This window comes from Myxococcales bacterium (genome assembly GCA_022184915.1).
Classification (GTDB): domain Bacteria; phylum Myxococcota_A; class Polyangia; order Fen-1088; family Fen-1088; genus JAGTJU01.
Genome location: JAGTJU010000001.1, coordinates 698,915 through 718,122, shown reverse-complemented (window position 1 = coordinate 718,122; position 19,208 = coordinate 698,915). Strand labels below are relative to the sequence as shown.

14 protein-coding genes are annotated in these 19,208 nt (G+C 62.8%); 8 read left to right on the top strand and 6 right to left on the bottom strand.

What is annotated here, in order from left to right; all coding sequences use genetic code 11:
• Nucleotides 1–17 precede the first annotated feature (17 nt).
• Genes serB through KA712_02990 form a run of 3 tightly spaced genes read right to left on the bottom strand, consistent with a single transcriptional unit; the run spans nucleotide 18 to nucleotide 6,079 of the window.
• A complete protein-coding gene (serB, locus tag KA712_03000) occupies nucleotides 18–1,208 on the bottom strand; it encodes a phosphoserine phosphatase SerB (protein MCG5051904.1) in 1,191 nt (396 codons plus the stop codon).
• A gap of 52 nt (nucleotides 1,209–1,260) precedes the next feature.
• Nucleotides 1,261–2,433 (bottom strand): TRAM domain-containing protein, encoded by a 1,173-nt coding sequence (locus KA712_02995; GenBank protein ID MCG5051903.1) that lies wholly within the window; start codon nucleotides 2,431–2,433, stop codon nucleotides 1,261–1,263.
• Nucleotides 2,434–2,437: 4 nt separating this feature from the next.
• Nucleotides 2,438–6,079 (bottom strand): hypothetical protein, encoded by a 3,642-nt coding sequence (locus KA712_02990; GenBank protein ID MCG5051902.1) that lies wholly within the window; start codon nucleotides 6,077–6,079, stop codon nucleotides 2,438–2,440.
• Nucleotides 6,080–6,762: 683 nt separating this feature from the next.
• Between KA712_02990 and KA712_02985 the strand changes: the two genes are divergently transcribed.
• The 7 genes from KA712_02985 (at nucleotide 6,763) to KA712_02955 (ending at nucleotide 11,632) form a co-directional block, all read left to right on the top strand.
• Nucleotides 6,763–7,257 (top strand): CarD family transcriptional regulator, encoded by a 495-nt coding sequence (locus tag KA712_02985; protein ID MCG5051901.1) that lies wholly within the window; start codon nucleotides 6,763–6,765, stop codon nucleotides 7,255–7,257.
• Between the two features lie 85 nt (nucleotides 7,258–7,342).
• Nucleotides 7,343–7,876, top strand: coding sequence for a macro domain-containing protein (locus KA712_02980; GenBank protein ID MCG5051900.1), 534 nt, complete (start codon nucleotides 7,343–7,345; stop codon nucleotides 7,874–7,876).
• Between the two features lie 116 nt (nucleotides 7,877–7,992).
• Nucleotides 7,993–8,814, top strand: a complete 822-nt coding sequence (locus KA712_02975; GenBank protein MCG5051899.1) for an electron transfer flavoprotein subunit beta/FixA family protein — start codon at nucleotides 7,993–7,995, stop codon at nucleotides 8,812–8,814.
• Between the two features lie 10 nt (nucleotides 8,815–8,824).
• Nucleotides 8,825–9,784, top strand: a complete 960-nt coding sequence (locus tag KA712_02970; GenBank protein ID MCG5051898.1) for an electron transfer flavoprotein subunit alpha/FixB family protein — start codon at nucleotides 8,825–8,827, stop codon at nucleotides 9,782–9,784.
• Nucleotides 9,785–9,838: 54 nt separating this feature from the next.
• The gene (locus KA712_02965; GenBank protein ID MCG5051897.1) at nucleotides 9,839–10,087 is read left to right on the top strand and encodes a hypothetical protein; all 249 of its coding nucleotides are present in this window, start codon (nucleotides 9,839–9,841) and stop codon (nucleotides 10,085–10,087) included.
• Between the two features lie 257 nt (nucleotides 10,088–10,344).
• A complete protein-coding gene (locus KA712_02960) occupies nucleotides 10,345–10,590 on the top strand; it encodes a PqqD family protein (GenBank protein MCG5051896.1) in 246 nt (81 codons plus the stop codon).
• Between the two features lie 124 nt (nucleotides 10,591–10,714).
• Complete coding sequence (locus tag KA712_02955; GenBank protein ID MCG5051895.1) at nucleotides 10,715–11,632, top strand: PqqD family protein; 918 nt, start codon at nucleotides 10,715–10,717, stop codon at nucleotides 11,630–11,632.
• 8 nt (nucleotides 11,633–11,640) lie between these two features.
• Here KA712_02955 and KA712_02950 read toward each other — a convergent pair whose 3' ends face one another.
• From KA712_02950 to KA712_02940, 3 genes are all read right to left on the bottom strand, one after another.
• Complete coding sequence (locus KA712_02950) at nucleotides 11,641–12,006, bottom strand: hypothetical protein (GenBank protein MCG5051894.1); 366 nt, start codon at nucleotides 12,004–12,006, stop codon at nucleotides 11,641–11,643.
• A 217-nt stretch (nucleotides 12,007–12,223) separates the two neighbouring features.
• The gene (locus KA712_02945) at nucleotides 12,224–12,580 is read right to left on the bottom strand and encodes a hypothetical protein (protein ID MCG5051893.1); all 357 of its coding nucleotides are present in this window, start codon (nucleotides 12,578–12,580) and stop codon (nucleotides 12,224–12,226) included.
• Nucleotides 12,581–13,965: 1,385 nt separating this feature from the next.
• Nucleotides 13,966–18,030 carry a hypothetical protein gene (locus KA712_02940; protein MCG5051892.1) on the bottom strand — a complete coding sequence of 1,355 codons (4,065 nt, stop codon included), beginning with the start codon at nucleotides 18,028–18,030 and terminating at the stop codon, nucleotides 13,966–13,968.
• 240 nt (nucleotides 18,031–18,270) lie between these two features.
• On the opposite strand from KA712_02940, the gene KA712_02935 reads away from it, so the two are divergent.
• Nucleotides 18,271–19,200 (top strand): MoxR family ATPase, encoded by a 930-nt coding sequence (locus tag KA712_02935; protein MCG5051891.1) that lies wholly within the window; start codon nucleotides 18,271–18,273, stop codon nucleotides 19,198–19,200.
• Nucleotides 19,201–19,208 lie beyond the last annotated feature (8 nt).

The following is a 19,208-nucleotide window of genomic DNA, read 5'->3' as shown; positions in this document are numbered from 1 at the left end:
GATCGTGGCCCTGAGCGCTAGCTGATCTCTTTGATCTCCCGGGCGCTCAAGCCGAGAAGATAAAGCACCGAGTCGAGACCGCCTGCGGAGATCGCCGTGTCCGCGCGCTCGCGTAGGGTGGGCTTGGCGTGAAACGCGATGCCAAGTCCTGCCTTCTCGAGCATCAGGGCGTCGTTGGCTCCGTCGCCCACGGCGATGGTCTGGTCCAGCAACACCCCCTCGAGCTGGGCGATGAGCTCGAGCAACTCGGCCTTCCGCTGCGCATTGACGATGGGCCCCGTCACCCGCCCCGTGAGGCGACCGTCAGCGATCTCGAGTTGATTCGAGAACGCATAGTCCAGCCCCAGCCGCCGCTTGAGCGCCTCCGCAGCCTGTGAAAAGCCACCGGACAAAACGGCGATCCGGTAACCAAGCCGCTTGAGCACCCGCACCAAGATCTCGGCGCCTTCGGTGAGCGGCAGCTCGGCGCAGATCTGCTCGAGGATGCGCGCGTCCATCCCTGCCAGCAGGCTGACCCGCTGGCGTAGCGATTCGTCGTAGTCCATCTCGCCGCGCATGGCTTGCTCGGTGATGCGCGCCACCCGTTCGCCCACGTCGTACCGCCGGGCCAGCTCGTCGATCACTTCGATCTGGATGAGGGTGGAATCCATGTCCATCACGACCAGCCGCTTCGAGCGGCGGTAGAGGCTCTCGCGCTGCAGCGACACATCGAAGGCCGAGCGGGTGGCCACTGCGAGCAGCACGCGCTTGAGATTTTCGTGATCCCGATCGGCAGGCAGCTTTGCGTGAATCTCGAGCGAGGTGATCGCGCCTTCCGAGAGCCGCGAGATCTTCTCGATGTTCGCGCCTTCACCGGCCAAAGTCGATGCCAAGGCGTGCAGCGAGGGCGGCCCGAGCGAGCGGCCGATGGCGGTGATCACGTACCGCCGGCCGGTGTCTGCAGCAGCAGCCGCCGCCTCGGTGGGATCCACGGGCTTGAAGTCGAGCTCCATGTCGAGCTGCTTGGCTGCGAACAGCATCTCTTTGAGCACGTCGCTCGAGGGCGGCACCGAGATGAGCAGGCAGAGGGTGAGTTGGCCTTGCACCACCACTTGCTCGATGTCGTCGAGCCCGGCACCTCGATCGGCCAGGATCCCCATGAGTGTTGACGTGACACCGGGGCGATCGGGGCCGGTGACGGTCACCAAAATTTGAGCTGCGTCGGACACGCGCGCAGTGTAGCCGAAACACTCGCCGGCGGGGCCTGCCGCGCGAGCGCGGTCAGCGCAAACGATCGAAGCGGGCCACCACCTCGACGTGAAAGGTCTGGGGCATCAAGTCGATGGCGTCGGCGTCGACCAAATGAAGCCCGGCTTCGGCGAGACGGCGCGCGTCACGGCCCAGGGTCTGGGGGTCACACGACACGTAAACCAGCCGCCGCTGGGCACGACAGGCCAGCTCGAACCCCTGCGGGTCGAGACCCGTCCGGGGGGGATCCACGAGCACCTGGTCGAAGTGCACCTGCGGGGAGACCTGGTCGGGGCTGACCCACTTCGCCTCGGGCACGTTCTGCCGGCCGAGCGACAGCGCCACAAGGTCGGCGTCGCTGGATTCCACCTCGTATCCCCGCCGCACGAGAAAACGGGTGAAGTTCCCGGCCCCGGCGTAAAGCTCGAGCACAGGGCCGCCCGGAGCCTGGAGCGACGCCAGCACCCGCTCGACCAGCACTTGGTTGGCCAACGCCCCCACTTGAGCAAACCCTCCGATCGCGATCCGCAGGGGAGGCTCTGCAGGGGCGGCCACATCCAGGTGCTGCACGGGCTCGGTCACCCCTTCCCTCTCACGCAGAGTCTCGTCCGCGGTTTTGACACCCACGAAGCCGTCACAGCCCGCCTGAAGGTAAGCGTCGCCGGGAGGTGGCGGATGCTGCCTGAGCCAGGCCAGCCCCCGGGCAGCCACGGGTGACAAGAGGGGACAGGCGGGCACGTCGATGACCTCGTGAGACTGGCGCCGCTTGAAACCCAGCACCGTGCGCTCGCGCTCGACCGCAACGAACTTGGCCCGATCTCGGTACCCGAATGCCAAAGAGCCCGCGAAGAAGCGCACGGCCTCGCTGCGCAACGCCCGCTTCACGATGGCTTCTTTGGCAGCCTGCTGCACGGCGAGGTCCACGTGCTGCCACTGGCACCCCCCGCAGCGGCCGAAGAGTGCACACCGGGGCGTCACGCGCCCTGCGGCGGGCGTTTCCACCTCGAGCAGCTCCGCGAAGGCCACATCGCGTTTTTCCCGCACGAGCCGCGCCTTCACCACTTCACCGGGCGCCGCAAAGGCCACGAAAGTGGCCCGTCCCGCCGCAGCGCCCCCCACCTGGCGCCCGAAGGCATCGCCTCCGGGAGCCAAGGACTCGACGGCGACGCGGATGACCTCGTCGCCTGTCCTGCGGGCAGAACCCACCCTTTCAGTTCTCTTCGGGCGGCATCATGGACATCGAGTCCATGAGACACTCCGGCAGGTTGGAGGCGTTTGCGCGGCAGGTCTCGTTGACTTGGCAAGGCACGGGTTGCCCCATCCGCGAACACCCCCCGGCCCCGTCACACATGAGCTCGACGTAGGACGTCGAGGGATCACCCGCAGAGCACATCTTTCCGCAGGCCACGTCAGCGCGAAGGGTACACGCCCCCGCCCCGTTGCAGGTACCGTCCTGTCCACAAGGCATCGTGTTGATGTTCGAGGCAACGCACCGGTTGTCGGGGTCCACGCCGCCCACCCCCACGAACGAACACTCGCCCTTGTTCTGGGACCCGTTGCAGGTTTTGCAGGTGTCCGTACAGGCCGAGGTACAGCAAACACCCTGCGAACAGACCAAAGCGACGCCCGAAGTGTCGCACTGCTGGCTTTGCTCACATTCCTCGCCCTTGCCGACCTTCTTGACACAAGTCTCGAAGGTCGGTGATTGGCTCCAGTTTTGGCAGTAGTAGCCCGCCTGGCAGCCGGCATCGTCTTGGCACTTGTTTCGGCACTGGCCAGTGCTTTCGTTGCACGTGAGGCCGTTCGGGCAGTCCATCGGCTGGTTGGTGCACCCACCCGCCCCGTTGCAGGTGGAGCCCACCACGCCGGATTTGTCGGGGCTGCAGCCAGACGCGCAGGTGTTGACGGCGCAGACCCCCACGGTGCCATTGCTCGTGCACTGCCCGGTGTTGCAGGCGCGGTTCTGCATATTCGGGCTGCACAGCGGATCGGCCCCCGAGGTCACCGGCACACAATCGCCCTGGGCGTTGCACTGCTCGCAGGGGCCCTTGCAAGAGGATGCACAGCAAACGCCATCCACACACTGCAACTCCAGGCCCAGGTCCGCCGCGCAGTTCGGTTTGCCTTCGCCACACGCGCCCCCCTTGGGGGTGGGGGGATCGACACACACGCCCGTTTGACAGACCTTGCCCCCCGTACAGTGGCTGTTCTCTGAACAGTTGGAGCGGCAGCCCGTACCCTGGTCGTTGCAGGTCAGGTTGTTGGGGCAGGTCACACCGGGGTCTGCCACACACGACCCGCTGCCGTTGCATTTCGACGAGACGCTCGTGGTGCCGCTGCAGGTGGTCCCGCAGGCAAGACCCGTAGGCGCTTTTCGGCAATTGCCACTGCCGTCGCAGGCCGCGATGGTCCCGCAGATCGGATGCTCGGTGGGCCCTGGTGCGCAGGCACCGGGACCAGACTGACCCGCCGGCGTTGCGGGCACGGCTTGGCAGGTCCCGAACTTGCCCGCGACCTTGCAGCTCTTGCACGGACCACACGAGTTTTGCCCCGCTGGCACGCCGCTACAGCACACCCCTTCCACGCACCGACTACCCGTTTTGCACTGGTTTTGGCTCGTACACTCTTCCCCATCGTTCCTGCGACCCCCGCAGGACATGCTGCCTTCGTCGCAGAAGCTCGATGGGACGCACTGACCGTCGGCCATGCAGTTGGGCAGGCAGACATTGTTCGTGGTGTCGCACCGGATGAGCGGGCAGGTCGTTGCGGTCGGAGCCGGGGGACACTGCCCCTTGCCGTCACACTTCGTCTCGGGCGTTGCGCTCGAGCTCGAAGGACCATCGACACAAGTCTTCTGGCGACACACCACCGTGCTGGCGTGGAACGCACAAGCCCCGGCGCCGTCGCAGACCCCCGTGGTTCCGCAGGTCTCGGGGGCCTTCGTTTCACAGCGCCCCGCCACGTCGGGCTGACCCTGGTTGACGTTGGAGCAGGTGCCGCGTTTGCCCTCGAGGTTACAGGCTTTGCAGACCCCGTCGCACTTCACGTTGCAGCAAACACCCTGGGAACAGTTGCCGTTCTCACATTCGGCGTTGGCCTGACAGCTTCCACCCACGGGCTTCTTTCCGCACGACCCGTTGGCATCGCACGAATTGTTGTTCGCGCACTGCGCGTTGGTGCTGCAGGACTCGAAGCACTCCGTGCCGCCGGTGTTGCACTTGTAGTTTCCGCAGGTGCGGGGCGATCCCGCCTCGCAGGTCCCCGTACCGTTGCAGATCGACTCCGGCACTTCGCTTCCGTTGCTGCAGCTGGCCGCGGCACAGACCCTGCCCTTGGCGTAAAGCCGGCACTGTCCAGAGCCATCGCAGGTCCCGTCGCTGCGGCAGGTAGAGACGGTCTCGTCCTTACAGACGCCCGCGGGGTCGGGAGCCCCCGCCGGCACCGCCGTGCACACGCCCTGGCTGCCCGGCAGGTTACAAGCGAAGCACCGGCTGCTGCAGTTGGTTTGACAGCAAACGCCCTGACGACAATAGCCGCTGTCGCACTCCGCATCCTTGTTGTTGCACTTGGCGCCGTCGGGCTTTTTGCCACACGAGCCAAGGGTGCAAACGTTGTCTCCCGTACACTGGTTGTCGGCACCACAGGCTGTGGCACAAACCTTGCCGTTACACTTGTAAGGCGCACACGTTTGCGACCCCTGGGCGCGACACTGGCCGGATCCGTTGCACAGCTTCGGCTCGGAGTAGGTGTTCGTCGAGGTCGAGCACGACTCGGGAGCGCACACGGTTTTGTTGTCCCACCGCTGGCAGCCGCCGTTGCCGTTACACATCCCGTTGCGGCCACAGGTGGTTTTGTCTTGTTGGGTGCACACGAGCGCCGGGTCGGTGATGCCGGCCGCAAGACGCGGATCGGGCACACCGGCAGCGACGTTCACGCACTTGCCCTTGGCCTGTTGCGACGCACAGAAGCGGCACTGCCCCTGGCAGGCGCTCTCGCAGCACACGCCGTCGACACAGAAATTCGATTGGCACTGGTTGTTGCCTTTGCACTCCTGACCGTTGCCCTTTTTTCCGCACGACCCACCAATGCAGGTGTTTCCGCCAAAGCAGTCTGCGTCCGACATGCACTCAGACTTGCACATTCCCGCTGAGCAGATGAACGGAAGGCAGGCTGTCTGCCCCCCCGCGTTGCAACTGCCCTTGCCGTCACAGGTGCTCGCGGCCACCTCGCTGTTGCCCTCACAACGTGACGGGCGGCAGACCGTGGTGTTGCTGTACCGTGCGCACGCGCCTTCGCCATCGCATACGCCACTCGTACCGCACGTGTTGGCCCCCTCGTCTTTACACAGCATGCGTGGGTCTGGCAGGCCCTTGGCCACGGGAAGACATTCCCCCATCTTCAGAGGCTGGTTGCAGCTCACGCACGCGCCGTCGCAAGAGGTGTTGCAGCAGACCCCATCCGCGCAAAACCCCGAGATGCACTCGTCTGCGGAATCACAGGCCGCGCCGCCGGGCTTCTTGCCGCAGCTTCCGTCTTTGCACTGCTGGCCTGGCGCGCATTGGCTGTCGTTCGTGCACTCCCCGAAGCACTGGGCCGCAGCCGGGTCGCAGCTAAAGGGCGTGCAAATGGTCTTCGGCCCCGCCTCGCACTTGCCCCCAAGGCAGACTTTTTCGCCCACCACGGTGGCCACGTCGCAGGTTCCCGGCGTACAGATGGTGCCGTCTGGGTAGGTCCGGCAGCCTCCAAGGCCGTCGCAGGTTCCGTCGGTGCCGCAGGAGGACACCTCTTGCTTCGCACATTGCGCGGCGTTCTTTGGCTTGATGCCCGCCGGGATGGGCGCACACGTTCCCATGTTTCCAGGTACGTCACAGGCTTGGCAGGTCCCGTTGCAGGGGCCCGAGCAGCACACGCCATCGACACAGAAATTCGAGTCGCACTCTTCGTTGCACCCACACGCTTGGCCGCGCTCTTTCAGACGCTCCTGAGGCTCGCACCTCGGGGGAGGAGCCCCACCATCGTCGCCCGGCGTTTGCCCTTGCCCCCCTTCACCCCCGACCTGACCCGGGGTGCCCCCCGTCCCGCCTCCGCTGACATCGGGTCTGGCTTTGGGGTCGACGCCCTTGTCGGACACCGAGCAGCCTGACAGACCCTCCGCGAGAACGAGGCCACACAACAATGCGGAAACGACGACCCCGAAACGGCGCGCACAGCTCATGAACCCCTCACGTGTAAGACAACCTAAGCAACTAGCACCAACGCGCCGCGTTGTCGCGTGCGGGGCACATGTCAAGCCTTTAGATACACGTGTGCATGCCCGGGAGCAAGCTCTCTCGAATCGTCAAGTGTTTTGTCCGAGTGTGGTTGCAACGATCACAACAGCCGTGTTAGACTTGTAATGCAAACTACCGACAAGGCGTGCTCGTTGAGGAATCCTGCCAAAGTCCCCCAGCAATGACGACAGGCTCTCATGGTCGAAACGACAAGGACCAGGTCTCGAACGCCCTCGATGCCGAGTTGGGTGAAGGCACGGTGGTCATGTTCAACGTAGGCGACAAGGCCGTATACCCTTCCCAGGGCATCGCGGAGATCGTCGGGTTGGAGCGACGCGAAATTCACGGAAAAATCCAGCGTTTCTACGTCTTGCAGATGACCGAGACAGGCCTGCGCATTCTCGTCCCCGTGCACAAAGCCGAGCAGGTGGGTCTGCGACCCGTGGCGGGGCAAGACGAGATCGCCGAGGTCCTTCAAATTCTTCGGGAAAAGGACGTGCCCCTGGATCGGCACACCTGGAACCGCCGTTACCGCGGCTTCATGGAGAAAATCAAGTCGGGCTCCCTGTTCGAGGTGGCAGAGGTCTTCCGGGACCTCCATCACCTGCGCCGCACGAAGGCCCTCTCTTTCGGCGAACGGCGCATGCTGGACACGGCGAAAGATCTCATCGTTCAGGAGCTGTGTGTCGCCCAGTCAGCGGCCTCGGAGGTGGTGGAAAAAACCCTCGAGCTGGCGCTGGCCGAGGGCACGAACGAGTAGTCCCCCGCGCCGCCTGCCGTGGCGTAAGGCACGCGCGTGTGGACAACCCGCTGGGAGCCTCGACCCGCATGTGGTACGGTGAGCCATGGAAGCCCTCGTGGCGGGCAAAAGGAAAATGATAGTTCACCTGGCGCAAGCGGACATTACGGAACTCGCGGTCGATGCTCTCGTAAGTCCCGCAAATTCCTGGGGAATCATGGGCGGAGGCGTGGCCGGAGCGATCTCGCGCAAGGGGGGCCCCACCATCCAAAGGGAAGCGATGTCGCTCGCCCCCATCGCGGTGGGCGCTGCCGTCGTGACCAACGCCGGAAAGCTCTGGGCCAAAAACGTGATTCACGTGCCCACCATCGACGAGCCCGGGCAAAAGAGCACTGTGGAGAACGTGCGTCGGGCCGCGCGCGCCGCGCTTCTTGCTGCCTCTCGCTACGGCTTCGAGGTGATCGCCATGCCTGGCATCGGCGCGGGCCTCGGTGGGGTCGACCCGGGTGACGCGGCACGGGCGATCGCGGACGAGCTGCGCGCCCACAAGGGCGAAAAGCCGGCCACCGTGTACCTGGTTGATGTGGACGAAGAAACCGTCGAGTACCTACAAGAGGCCCTCGAGATCGCGACCAGCTAGGCCTCGTTCAGCGGGTCGCTCGTCTTTCGACGCGGTGAGCGCGCTTGGGCGTTCGTCACCGCGGGCGGCCCGCTACACTAACCCGGTCACGCATCCAACCTTCAGGAGACGCCACCGTGAAAATCCTCGTCCCTTGCAAACGCGTTCCCAATCCTGAGCAAAAACTGAAATTTGCGGGAGAGTCTCTGGACCTCGCGAACCCTGGCTGGCAGGTGAACCCTTTCGACGAATACGCCGTGGAAGCGGCCCTGCGCCTGACGGAAAAAGGCAAGGGCGGCGAGCGGGCGGGCGAGGTCGTGCTGGTGACGATCGCGCCAAAAGATGCGGGCCAGCAGGTGCGGGGCTTGTTGGCCATGGGCGCCGACCGCGCGCTGCTGATCGACGGCAAAGACGAAGAGTTGGACTCGAACGCCGTGGCCCAGATCCTCAAGGGTGTCGTGGAGGCGGAGAAGCCGGACCTGGTGGTCATGGGCAAACAAACCGTGGACGGTGACGACAACCAGGTGGGCCAGTTGCTGGCCGGCTACCTGGGCTGGCCCCAAGCCACCTTCCTTGCCAGCTTGAGCCTGGCGGCCGACGGCAAAAGTGTGCTGACGACCCGCGAGGTGGATGCGGGCGTCGAGGAAAAGCGCGTTCCCGTGCCCGCCGTGCTGACCGTGGACCTGCGCATCATCAGCAAGAAGGCCGTACACAACGAGGCCCTGGTGGGTCCCGACGCCGAATGGGACGAGGGCCCGCGCTACGCCTCACTCAAGGGGATCATGGCGGCCAAAAAGAAGGAGATCAAAGAGGTCACCGTGGCCAGCTTCAGCGTATCACCAGAGGTGCTGGTGAAAACCGTCTCTCACGTGGCGCCCCCCGCACGCCGGGCGGGCGTAAAGGTGAGCTCTGTGGAAGAGCTGGTTCAGAAGCTACACAACGAAGCCAAGGTGCTCTGAGGAGGTCGTCATGTCGATCGTCGTATATCTCGAGACTTCTGACGTGGCCGTTCGCTCGGCCTCCCTGCCCGCCCTCACCGCCGCCCGCGCGCTGGCGCAGCACCGCGGGGGTCCCATCGTGGGTGTGGTCATCGGTAGCGGCCTCGACGCCGCCGCCAAAGACGCCGCCCGCTATGTTGACAAGGTGCTGGCCTACGATGCCCCCGAGCTCAGGGCCCCGCTTGCGGAGACTTATGCCCCGGTCTTGGTCGCGGCTTTGAAGGCCGCCGGCGCCGATGCCCTCGTGGCGTCAGCCACCAGCACCGGCAAGGACGTTCTGCCTCGCACGGCAGCGCTTCTGGGTGCCGGCATGGCCAGCGACATCTCGAGCGTGGAAGGGGCGGCGAAGTTCAAGCGGCCCACCTACGCCGGCAACGCCGTCACCACCGTGGAGGTGACGAGCCCCACCGTGATCGTATCGGCCCGCCAAACGGCGTTCGAGGCGGCGGCCCCCCTGGCGACCGTGGGCGGCGTGGAGCTGCAGCCGGCGGGAACGGTGGACGCCAGGGGTGCGGCGTTCGTGGCGTTGCACGCGTCGAAGAGCGAGCGGCCCGACCTCACCGAGGCGTCGATCGTGGTCTCCGGAGGCCGCGGCATGAAGTCAGGCGAAAACTTCAAGGTTTTGGAGGAGTTGACGGATCTGCTGGGGGGCGCCCTGGGCGCAAGCCGCGCCGCGGCCGACGCAGGCATGGTGCCCAACGACCTGCAGGTGGGGCAAACGGGTAAGGTGGTCGCACCCAAGCTTTACATCGCGGTGGCCATCTCCGGCGCGATCCAGCACCTGGCGGGCATGAAGGGTTCGAAGACCATCGTCGCCATCAACAAGGACGCCGAGGCCCCCATCTTCCAGGTGGCCGACTACGGGCTGGTGGGGGACTGGGAAAAGGTGGTGCCGGCCATGATCGAGGAAGTGAAGAAGCTCAAGGCGTGAAGACGCGGAGCGTCGTAATTTGTTCGATGAGATCGTGTAAATTGCATGATCTGAATGTGGATACCGCGCGCTCAGGAAGAAGAATTCCGCAGGCTGGTGGCAAGCCGGCCGGTGGTGTTGGTCACGGGCGCGCGGCAAACGGGCAAAACGTCGCTGGTTCGGAGGGTCTTGCCCGGCAGGGAGTACGTATCCCTGGATCTACCCTCGGAAGCGCTCCAGGCAGAATCGGACCCGGAGGCCTTCCTGCGACGGCATCCACCCATGGGTGAAGGGGTCGAGGCGATCGGGGTGGAGGAATTGTGAGGGGTGGGTTGGGGGGCTCAGTGCGACAGGCGGATGAGAAAGGAATGGAGGAAGGCGGAGCGTAGAGATAGGTTCTGCTCGCCTTCATTGGCCTCTAGAGCCTCTTGCTCGTTTTCGGCGTAGCCGAACCTGAACCTTTTGGGCCATAGCGGACGTGGTACCGGCGAAGTCTTCGGCAGAAGAGCGACTTATTCCTCATGGATTCAAGAAATAGTCCGGATGAACTGGCACGCACGTGTCTACCCTGCGAGTCCCTCGTGTCCAAAGCAGTAGGCGACGTACTAATGCTCGTTCACATATCGTCGGGTGACTGTTACGAGCTCAACCAGGGTGGACGACGTGTCTGGGAAGCATTGTCAGCGGGTTCTTCCGTTGAAGAAGTGGTCGCGCAACTCACCTCTGATGAAGGTGTAAGCCGAGAGAGGGTACTGGCCGATGTGATTGAGTTTGTCCGCCAGCTGCAACGCGTTGGTTTGCTCAGACTTGCAACCCGGATTGAATGAAATGCGAGCGGTAACTCAAGATTGTGCGACTGCCATAGTTGGCTCATTCGCGTTCGCGCAGTTCGGGAAAGCCGACGGTGAGGGAGCTGTCCTCCTCGATCTTCAATCGGGCCAACTGTTCACGATGAACGCAACCGCCGCATGGCTCTGGAAAGCGCATCTGGAGGGGCGGACCTGTGAGGAGATGGTGGAACGACTATCGCGTGAAGCGCGTATCCACCCTGACGAGGCGCGACGCGCCGTCCACAACGCGCTGTCGTTAGTGGCCGATGGAAATTCTCAAAAGCCTGACAGAGCGTCTCCGGACTACCTCTACGGCATTGATGCCCCGGAGCACGGCCTCGTAGGGTTCCGATATGGTCAGTCACCCCTTTTCGATTTCGTTCCCGAGGAACTGCTTCTGCGGCCAAGAAGACTCCTTACAATGGACGTATGGCGGAGGCATCTCTGGACTTTGGCGCCCAATCTGTTGGCCATGATGGGATTCCCTGCGCTTCACGCGGCAGCCGTTGCGGTCGGCGGTTCAGCCATCGTTTTCTCGGGCCATAGCGGAGCTGGCAAGACGACGATGGCGAAAATGCTAAGCGAAGCCGTCGGCGGTTTTGTGCTCAGCGAAGATAAATTGGTGCTCGATAGCGGTCGCAGCCACTGCGCATTCTTCGCAGGAGCGGAGTCGTTCATCCGGGATTGGATCGATGGGGCTTGCGAGAGCCTGATTCGGGGCACCGGAACGACAAGAGCTCTGAGACTTGCCGCATCGGGGCCCGTCATCCCAATCCAGAAGGTTCTTTTCTTGCACGAGCTCGACCGCCAGAGGGATTCTCAAGACATCACGATGCTTAACATGGAGCGTCCCGAAGCTCTATCCTTCGTCCTCAAGCAGACCTTCACCGGATTGAACTCGCGGGAAGGCTGGGTACAAAAGTTCACCTGGGTACGCGACCTGATCATGGAGGTCCCAATTGCTCGACTCGTCGTCCCTTTGGGCCTCGAGTCACTGCGGCACGCCACGCGAAACTTGGCCCGGGACTTGATGGTCTGATGCTTTCGCTAGGGAGAGAAGGTAAGGACGAGGTCGTAGCTCCCGTCATCCTGCGTCGGTCCGCCGTCAGCGCCTTGGAACCAGACGTGACCGAGCTTTCCACGCCTCAACCCCAGCTTAACCGTGCGATCTCTGGAATCAGCGAACAGCAACGTCTCGAGGAGGACTTGCCGGTAGCAAGCTCCCCTGTGTCCCTCGGCCCTAATCACGCCCGCGAGGAGCCGTTCAAGAATCCTCACCCTAGGAAATCCGAGATTTCTACGCCGGGCATAGTCTATGGCCTTAACCGGCCCCACGAGCTTTTGTATGGTTCTCAAGCGGCACACGACCAAAGGGGTCTCCAACATCGACACGACGGAGAATCCGGTTGCCACGTTGGGACACCCTATAGCCCTTATCGTTAGCCCCCGAACACACCCGTTCCATCACCGTCGGTTTCCGAAAAGTCGCTTCCCGCGACCAAATTCCTGATGTTTCCAACCAGCTGCACCTTCGGAGGAGAGTACGTCAACGACGCCTCACTATGCTCCGAGGCAGGCGACGATTCGATCCGCTCCTCAGGTTCTCTTCTCATGACGCCGTGATGATACCCTAGCTCAACTTGCGAAGCCAGAGCTCCACGGCGAGAGCGGCTGAAAGCCAAAATGCTCGGCGGAGATCTGGGCTTTGGGTAAAGCTCTCAAGATCCGCTCGAAGGGCTGGAACGTCGAAGTACTCTGCAGACCGAACCCGCTGGCCAGAGAATGTATCCCTTATCAATCCAGACATTCTTTTGACATTTTCTATGACCACAGGCGTCATGTCCATTTTCGATCGTCCATAAGCCCAGTCTCCTGGAATGCGCCTCGCCAATGCCTCGCGCCATAGACTGCGCCAGTGTGGGGAGGGAAACCGAGAACTTGGGTGGAGTGCGGCGATCCAAGATATCAAGCTCGCGTCAAGAAGCACAGGACACCAACTAACCCCTCGCCGTCCCCAGGACACCCGTTTTTTGTCGACGTAGCACGTCATCGATGGCTGCGTGACGGTTGAGAAGACTAGCCGGCCCGTGAGGTTGGGGCCCGGGGCCAGTCTCACTGTGGGCTGACTGGCTGCTGGTTCCGTTTTGGTACACATAGACCATCGAGGAAGTCCGAACGAGCCGCTACTTCCAACGGCCGGAATGATCTGCCGCAAGATTTGGCCAGCTAAGGCGCGCAAGCGATGAGGTCCGCTCCCCACGGCTTGACACGCTCCCGTCACATCCCCCACGCGAAGGAGGTCGGGAACGAGTGTACGATCGTCAAAGACTTGGTCTCCGCCAAACCCACTCAATAGAGAATCCGCACCCAGTGTCTCGACCAGAGCCCGTTCGCGGTGCCCGAGGACTGCCAAGCCGGATTCGTCGGGCCAGGCAACCCCAGGCGCGGCGAACTCCGCGATCCCCAATTGGCATCCGTTCCATTCCGCTCGCTCAAGCGAAAGCAGTTGCCTGATGTGCTCGAATCGCTTGGATTCGTCGCAGGGAAGACCAGGATATCTCGCCGACACGGCGACGCCCCGAGAAGGCCCCCAGCCTTCCGAGAAGAGTTCATTCAGAGCTAAGGTCACCCCTGACGAGTCAAGACCGCCGCTCAGCTCGGTCGCCACCGTTCTTGCTCCCGCAATGTTTCGGCTTACGCTCTGCCTCAGCCGCAGCCATAACTCCTCGACAACCTCATGAGGGGATACGGACGAGCGCTCCGCATCTATTCTGAGGTCCCAATAGCGTCGTCTCGATAGGCGCCCTTGATACCAGTAAGTCAAATGGCCGGGAGCGACAGGTTGCATCTCGCGGATGAAAAGCCCGTGGCAATCGAGTCTTCTAGAAAGGAAGCGGACGATTGCTCCGGCGTCAGGGGTTACGCCCGGCGCAAGGAAAGCCGCGATGCTATGCGGATCGTCTGCGACGATAAATCCGGGATCGGTGGTCGAGCAGTAGAGTGTCGCAAACCCCATCGGGTCACGAAGAAGACTGACAGTACCCGTCTCCAACTCCCATCCGATCGCAGCTCCTGTCCCCTCGAGCGTACGTGCAAGAGTTGGCAAGTACGAAGGTCTGGCTGGCTGCCCTTCTGGAAGTGAAACCGAGCCCGTCGTCGCTATCCCGAACGACTCTCCATGCCGGAATCGCCACCTCGAGACCTCAGAAGCACCACAGACGGCCAGCAAGAAGTGGCGGCTCGTTCGCTGATCTATAAGGGGGCGAGCAGTATCGAAACCCAATCCGGAGAGACGTCGTTGAACACCAGGCAACGATCTCGGGTCTTGCCCGAACAAGAAGATCGTTCCCCGGCGTTCTGATCCTTCGCCTACTACCAAAATACGATTGTACGCCCTGGGAGTGGGTTCTGAGCGTCGTTAAGATACTCCCCGACCGCGAAGTCGGCCCAACCGTCACCGTCAAAGTCGCGAATAAGCCCGCCAGTCACCTGGAAGAACGAGGCCAGCTTCCAATCCGCGACGTAGTTCGCCAACGGCAACCTCACTGTCGCCCCACTTGCCAAATCAACATCCCCGTTCGCAGCCGATATAGCGGCTCCATCGTAGATGTACACGCTGCCAGGTTGTCCGCCACTCTCGGACCGACTGACTACGACCAGATCGCCAAGGGCGGTGTCCCTGGTGTCGCCCACGAAGGGAAGCGCGACATTGGTGCCTTCAAGAACAGACCCGAATGCAATTTGGGCAAAGTAGTCCGGCGAGGCTGCCGTGGCCGAACTCGAGACGCGTACTGATTGACTAGAGAGAGGCCCCTCGGCAACGGTGGAGAGCGAGAGCGAAACGTAACCTCGACCGAACGTTCCCGGAAGCGCCGCAGCGTAGGAGCCTGCACCGAGTCCGAAACGGCCCCCGCCCAATGCCCCTAATGACACCAGGGCCTGTCCGAAGAGCCCGGATGTTACCTGAGGACCTCCGACGGATGCTTTCGCGTCCGCGATCGTATAGGCCTGGCCGGGGGCGAGGCCGTGGAACGCGAAGACACGTCCGTACCGCTCAGGTGACTTTGGATCAAAGGTCGCGGTGGCCAGAAAGGTAGATCCCCCTCCGGGATAATAGCGACCGACACCGAGCGTGGGTCTACCCATGAAGAACGTTGCCGATGTTCCGTTAATTACGATGCGGTTGGCTCCCGTGAAACCACCTGACTCGCCCAGGATGATCTCCACGCTCCCTTGGTTGCCGTTAGCGCGCACACCACTGACGACGAAATCCGGTCGGCTGTCTCCGTCAAAGTCTCCTACCGAAGAAAGTGACTCTCCCCATCCCACTGAAGTGCCGGTGATTTCATACACATCGGTCGGACTGAGACCCAAGGTGCCATCCTTCAGCCCTGCCCACTGCGCGGGTGTTCGGCCCTTAATGACCACAACCTTACCCACCAGGGTCGAAACGGCGATGTCACGATTCCCGTCACCATCTACGTCGATTACGGCGACATCGGTGCCGAAGGCAGTATCTGCATTGCTCGGAACGATCAGTGTTTTCCGTCTATTCGCAGCCGTCTGAAGACTAGTAGTCGACGCCCCCCATAGGATGGCCATCCTTCCGACGACGTTGTCGGAGTTAGACCCGGCGGATCCGACCACAACGTCGAAGAACCCGTCCCCATCCAAATCGGCGCTTCCGTCAACCGCGGCCCCGAAGCGCTCGTTGGTCCTTGGGCTCTCTAGAGAGAATACTGCGGTTCGGAAGCTCGCTCGGACAGGCTGCATCGTCGACGCTAACGGGCTTCGATTTCCGACGGCGTCGACCGCCACGATACCAAAGTGGTAGTCGCGCTCAATGAAGAGCCCACTCACGTCTATCTGGTCAGTTCCACCCGGAGCCTGAGGAGCTCCGGAGAACACCACCGGCTGAGCTGTCGTGTAGTCTGCTGGACTCATTCCGGCGTTGGACCAACGCAAGTCGTACCCTGCGGCCGCTTTTCCGCCGTCATCGGGGGCCTTCCAAGCAGCGGTGAAGGACGTCTCGCGCCTATTCTTCTCGGTGATTAGAAGCTCCGTAGGAGCCGCGGGGGGTACGGAGTCCACAATCACGGTCCGAACCGCTAGTCCTGGGCCGGTTCCGTTGAGATCAGATGTAGTTGCTCTAAGCGTAACAGCAGTTCCGTCGGGAATCGTCAAATTGGCCAGCGTCGCTTCGCCGTTGGCCCCGATGTTGACGGCAGGCTGGTCAGCATCGCCGACCCGGAATACCACCTCGCCCGATGTTGCCGGCATAGCCGACAGGTCGACGCGAACCTTGAGGGTTCCCTGCCATCCTGGTGTTCCCGCATCGGCGTCCGGCACGCAGGTGCCCGTGTTGTTCGAAGCTGCACATAGATTTTGACTTGGGGCCGGCTCCAGCCACGTCAACACAGGAACTTCGCCCACGCGGAACTGACAAGTCGACGCCAACGCGCCTCTGTTTCCAGACACGTCCGTCGCAATGGCGGTGACCACGTTCGAGCCCAGGCGGAAAACGACATTGTTGAACTGTAGCTGCAGACCTGAGACTACCGGCGTGTCGTAGGAAACTGCTCCGCTACCATCGTTGGTGACGGTAAGTACCGTCGACAGAACCGGCTGGTTGAGGGCGAACCGTATCGGTTCGCTCGTGATGTCCACGCTCGAAGGCTTAGTATCACAGAGGACGGCTGCGCTTGGGGTGAGGAACGCAATAACCGGGGCGGACGAGTCCACCCACACTTGGGTCGGGTCACTTGTATTTTCCGCTGTGGACGAATCAGTAACCTTTACGCGCAAAATCGTAGCAGCCAGGAGTGTACCCGAGGTGTTAACCGAACTCTCAGGTAGCGTGACCCCGGTCCACTTGGCAACGAAACCGAGGTTGGTATCCGCACACTCACCCTGCGTAGCTTGTTCTACCGAAACGGTCGTGCCCACTTTGTCCAACTGCCCCCCCGCAAGGCCCACGAGCAGCTCCGCACTCGCGCCCGCCTTGTCTGTACACGCCACGACGTTCGTTTGGGCACCGTTGGTGTTGGGGTCCAAGTCCTTGAACACCTGGTCTGCATTTGCCGCCAGCAGCCGCTTCGTCGGATCCGTGAAGTCGTTGTCGCTGACCGGGGCCACGATTTCGACAGTGGGCAGCTCACTGGCACAAGCGATTTGAGTGATCGTCTGGGTGCTCACGTTGCCGGCGGCGTCCGTGAGGGTCATCGTGAGGTCGAAGGGTGTGCCGCCTGGGCAGGTGACCGGGATGCAGGTCTTCATGGCCGCCTCGCCCATCTTCACGCAGGTCTCCGCGGCCATACCGCGACGAACGCATAGGTTCAGCGCCTTGGCGAGCACGTCAGGAAGGTTGGTCGCGTCCGCGTGGGCGGCCGTGGTGGTCGCGCACACGTTGAATTGGTTTTGCGCGTTCAGCTTGAACTCGCTCTGCGAGTCGGGAGGGCCGAAGAACGTGCCGCTAGGTGGATCCGTCACGGTCAGCGCTGGCGGGGTCACGTCCACTGCGTAGTCGGCCTTAGCCGAGATGCCCACCACGCCCTTCGCGTCCTGGCAGGTGGCGAAGACCTCGAACACCGTGTCCGGAGTGGCGATAGCGGGGTCTTCGGCGGCAGCGTTCAGAGGCGAAAGCGTGGGAGAGAAAGCTGCCTTGCCTCCCATGGCCACGCCTTCCAGCGTGGTGGCGACGGAAGGGTTGTCCTTGCGGGCCACCACCAGGCGAACGGGCTGGCCGTCGGCCACGTTCGTCGTGATTTCGAAGGCCACCTGGAAAGGAGCCCCCGGGGAGCTCGAACGATCGGCGCTGTTGAGCTTGGGCTTGCCCGCGCTCAGTGCAGGCTTAGTCACCGAGCAGGTGGGAACCCCGCAATCGATTGCGATCATGGCCGAGGCCGAGCAGCCTGCCGATCCGATTTGGGCGAACAGAGTCGCCGCCCCCTGGGAAGGAAGCTGGACGTTGGGGAAACGCACGAAAGCGCCCGAAACGAGAACCGGGCCCGCTACGACTTGCTGGTTCACGATGAGCGTAACGGGCGTGCCGTCAGGCGCTCCAACGGCCAGCTCGACATCGCTTTGGAACCCGTCCGCGCAGGAGTCGCCGTTTTTGTCGTTGGCAGCGGTCAGGCTGGCGTTGGCCACCGGGGAGAGGAAGGTGGCGCTGGGGCAGCCGGCGTCGCCGCCACCCGAACCCGTCTCTGGGATACCGCCATCCATCGGTACGATGGGAGCCACAAGGCTCCTTTGCACATCGTCACCGCAGGCGGCAAACGCGAGAGGGACGGACAGCAGGGCAACGGTCTGGGCTAGTCTTCTCATGGTTTCTCCCACCGGGACTCTTTCGTTCAATCTGAGCAGCGAGTATCGAGCCAAGTTATGCGGCCGCAAAATAATACTTTGCGCCAGCCTCAGGAATCCAGCCCCTTCCATCGCGAAGGAGCACGGAAAACTTGAGGCCCACACTTTTGAATGTTGCTTAGACCCCGTGCGAGCGACTGTGGGTAATTGCTTTTCGTCAAGCAGAGGGCTTTCGTTTCCGGCGGATGTCGGATAGTGGTTCACACAACTCAAGCCATCAGGGCTTGGGCCCGAGGATAGGGGGACTGGTATAAAGTGGAGACGATGACCCGCATAGCAGCGGCCGAGGGATTCGAAGCGGACTCGGCCGAAATGATTCGTCGGCTGGAGGCGAACATCGCCAAGGTCATCCGGGGGAAGGAGGAGGCCATCCGGAGTGCAGTTTTGGCGCTGGTGGCGCGGGGCCACCTACTGATCGAGGACGTTCCAGGTGTAGGGAAGACTACACTCGCCAGGGCCTTGGCGGGATCCATTGGCGGGACCTTTCATCGCATTCAGTTCACCAGCGACCTCCTTCCTTCCGACATCATCGGCGTCTCCGTGCTCGATCAGCGCACCGGCCAGTTCGAGTTCAAGCCAGGGGCCATCTTTGCAAACGTGATCCTGGCGGACGAGATCAACCGCACCACCCCGCGCACCCAGAGTGCCTTGCTCGAGGCCATGAACGATAGCCAGGTATCGGTCGATGGGCGCACCCACAAGATCGAGCCGCCGTTCATGGTGATCGCCACCCAGAACCCGGAAGAGCACTACGGCACCTATCCCTTGCCCGAATCGCAAATGGACAGGTTCATTCTGCGCATTCGGCTCGATTACCCCCGCCCCGAGGACGAGCGCCGGCTGCTTTTGGAGATGCCGGGGCGCCAGGGGGCCGCTTTGGAGGCCGTGCGGCCGGCCGTGCTCATGCGCGATATCTTGTCGCTGCAAGAGGCGGCCGATGGCGTTCGCTTGTCTGCCGAGTTGGCGGATTACATCGTGGCCGTGGCCCAGGAAACACGTCGCTCGCCGTTTTTGTCGCTGGGCATCTCGCCACGCGGCCAGCTGGCGTGGCGAAACATCGCCCGGGCGTCGGCTTTGGCCGAGGGGCGCGATTTCGTGTTGCCCGACGATCTCAAGCGTACGGCCGTGGCAGCGCTCGCTCACCGCGTGTTGCTTGCCCATCATGCCGAAGGAGGGCGGGCGCGTGAGGATGCCGAACGGATCATCGGCGAGATCGTGAACCAGTTCCCCGTTCCCGGGTGACCGCGGGG

What these genes read in the sequence shown, in the direction of transcription:
- KA712_02990 (MCG5051902.1), bottom strand. Translation starts at nt 6,079, where the DNA reads ATGGGAACGTGTGCGCCCATCCCGGCGGGCATCAAGCCAAAGAACGCC.
- KA712_02985 (MCG5051901.1), top strand. Translation starts at nt 6,763, where the DNA reads ATGTTCAACGTAGGCGACAAGGCCGTATACCCTTCCCAGGGCATCGCG.
- KA712_02980 (MCG5051900.1), top strand. Translation starts at nt 7,343, where the DNA reads ATGGAAGCCCTCGTGGCGGGCAAAAGGAAAATGATAGTTCACCTGGCG.
- KA712_02970 (MCG5051898.1), top strand. Translation starts at nt 8,825, where the DNA reads ATGTCGATCGTCGTATATCTCGAGACTTCTGACGTGGCCGTTCGCTCG.
- KA712_02965 (MCG5051897.1), top strand. Translation starts at nt 9,839, where the DNA reads ATGTGGATACCGCGCGCTCAGGAAGAAGAATTCCGCAGGCTGGTGGCA.
- KA712_02955 (MCG5051895.1), top strand. Translation starts at nt 10,715, where the DNA reads ATGAACGCAACCGCCGCATGGCTCTGGAAAGCGCATCTGGAGGGGCGG.
- KA712_02940 (MCG5051892.1), bottom strand. Translation starts at nt 18,030, where the DNA reads ATGGAAGGGGCTGGATTCCTGAGGCTGGCGCAAAGTATTATTTTGCGG.
- KA712_02935 (MCG5051891.1), top strand. Translation starts at nt 18,271, where the DNA reads ATGATTCGTCGGCTGGAGGCGAACATCGCCAAGGTCATCCGGGGGAAG.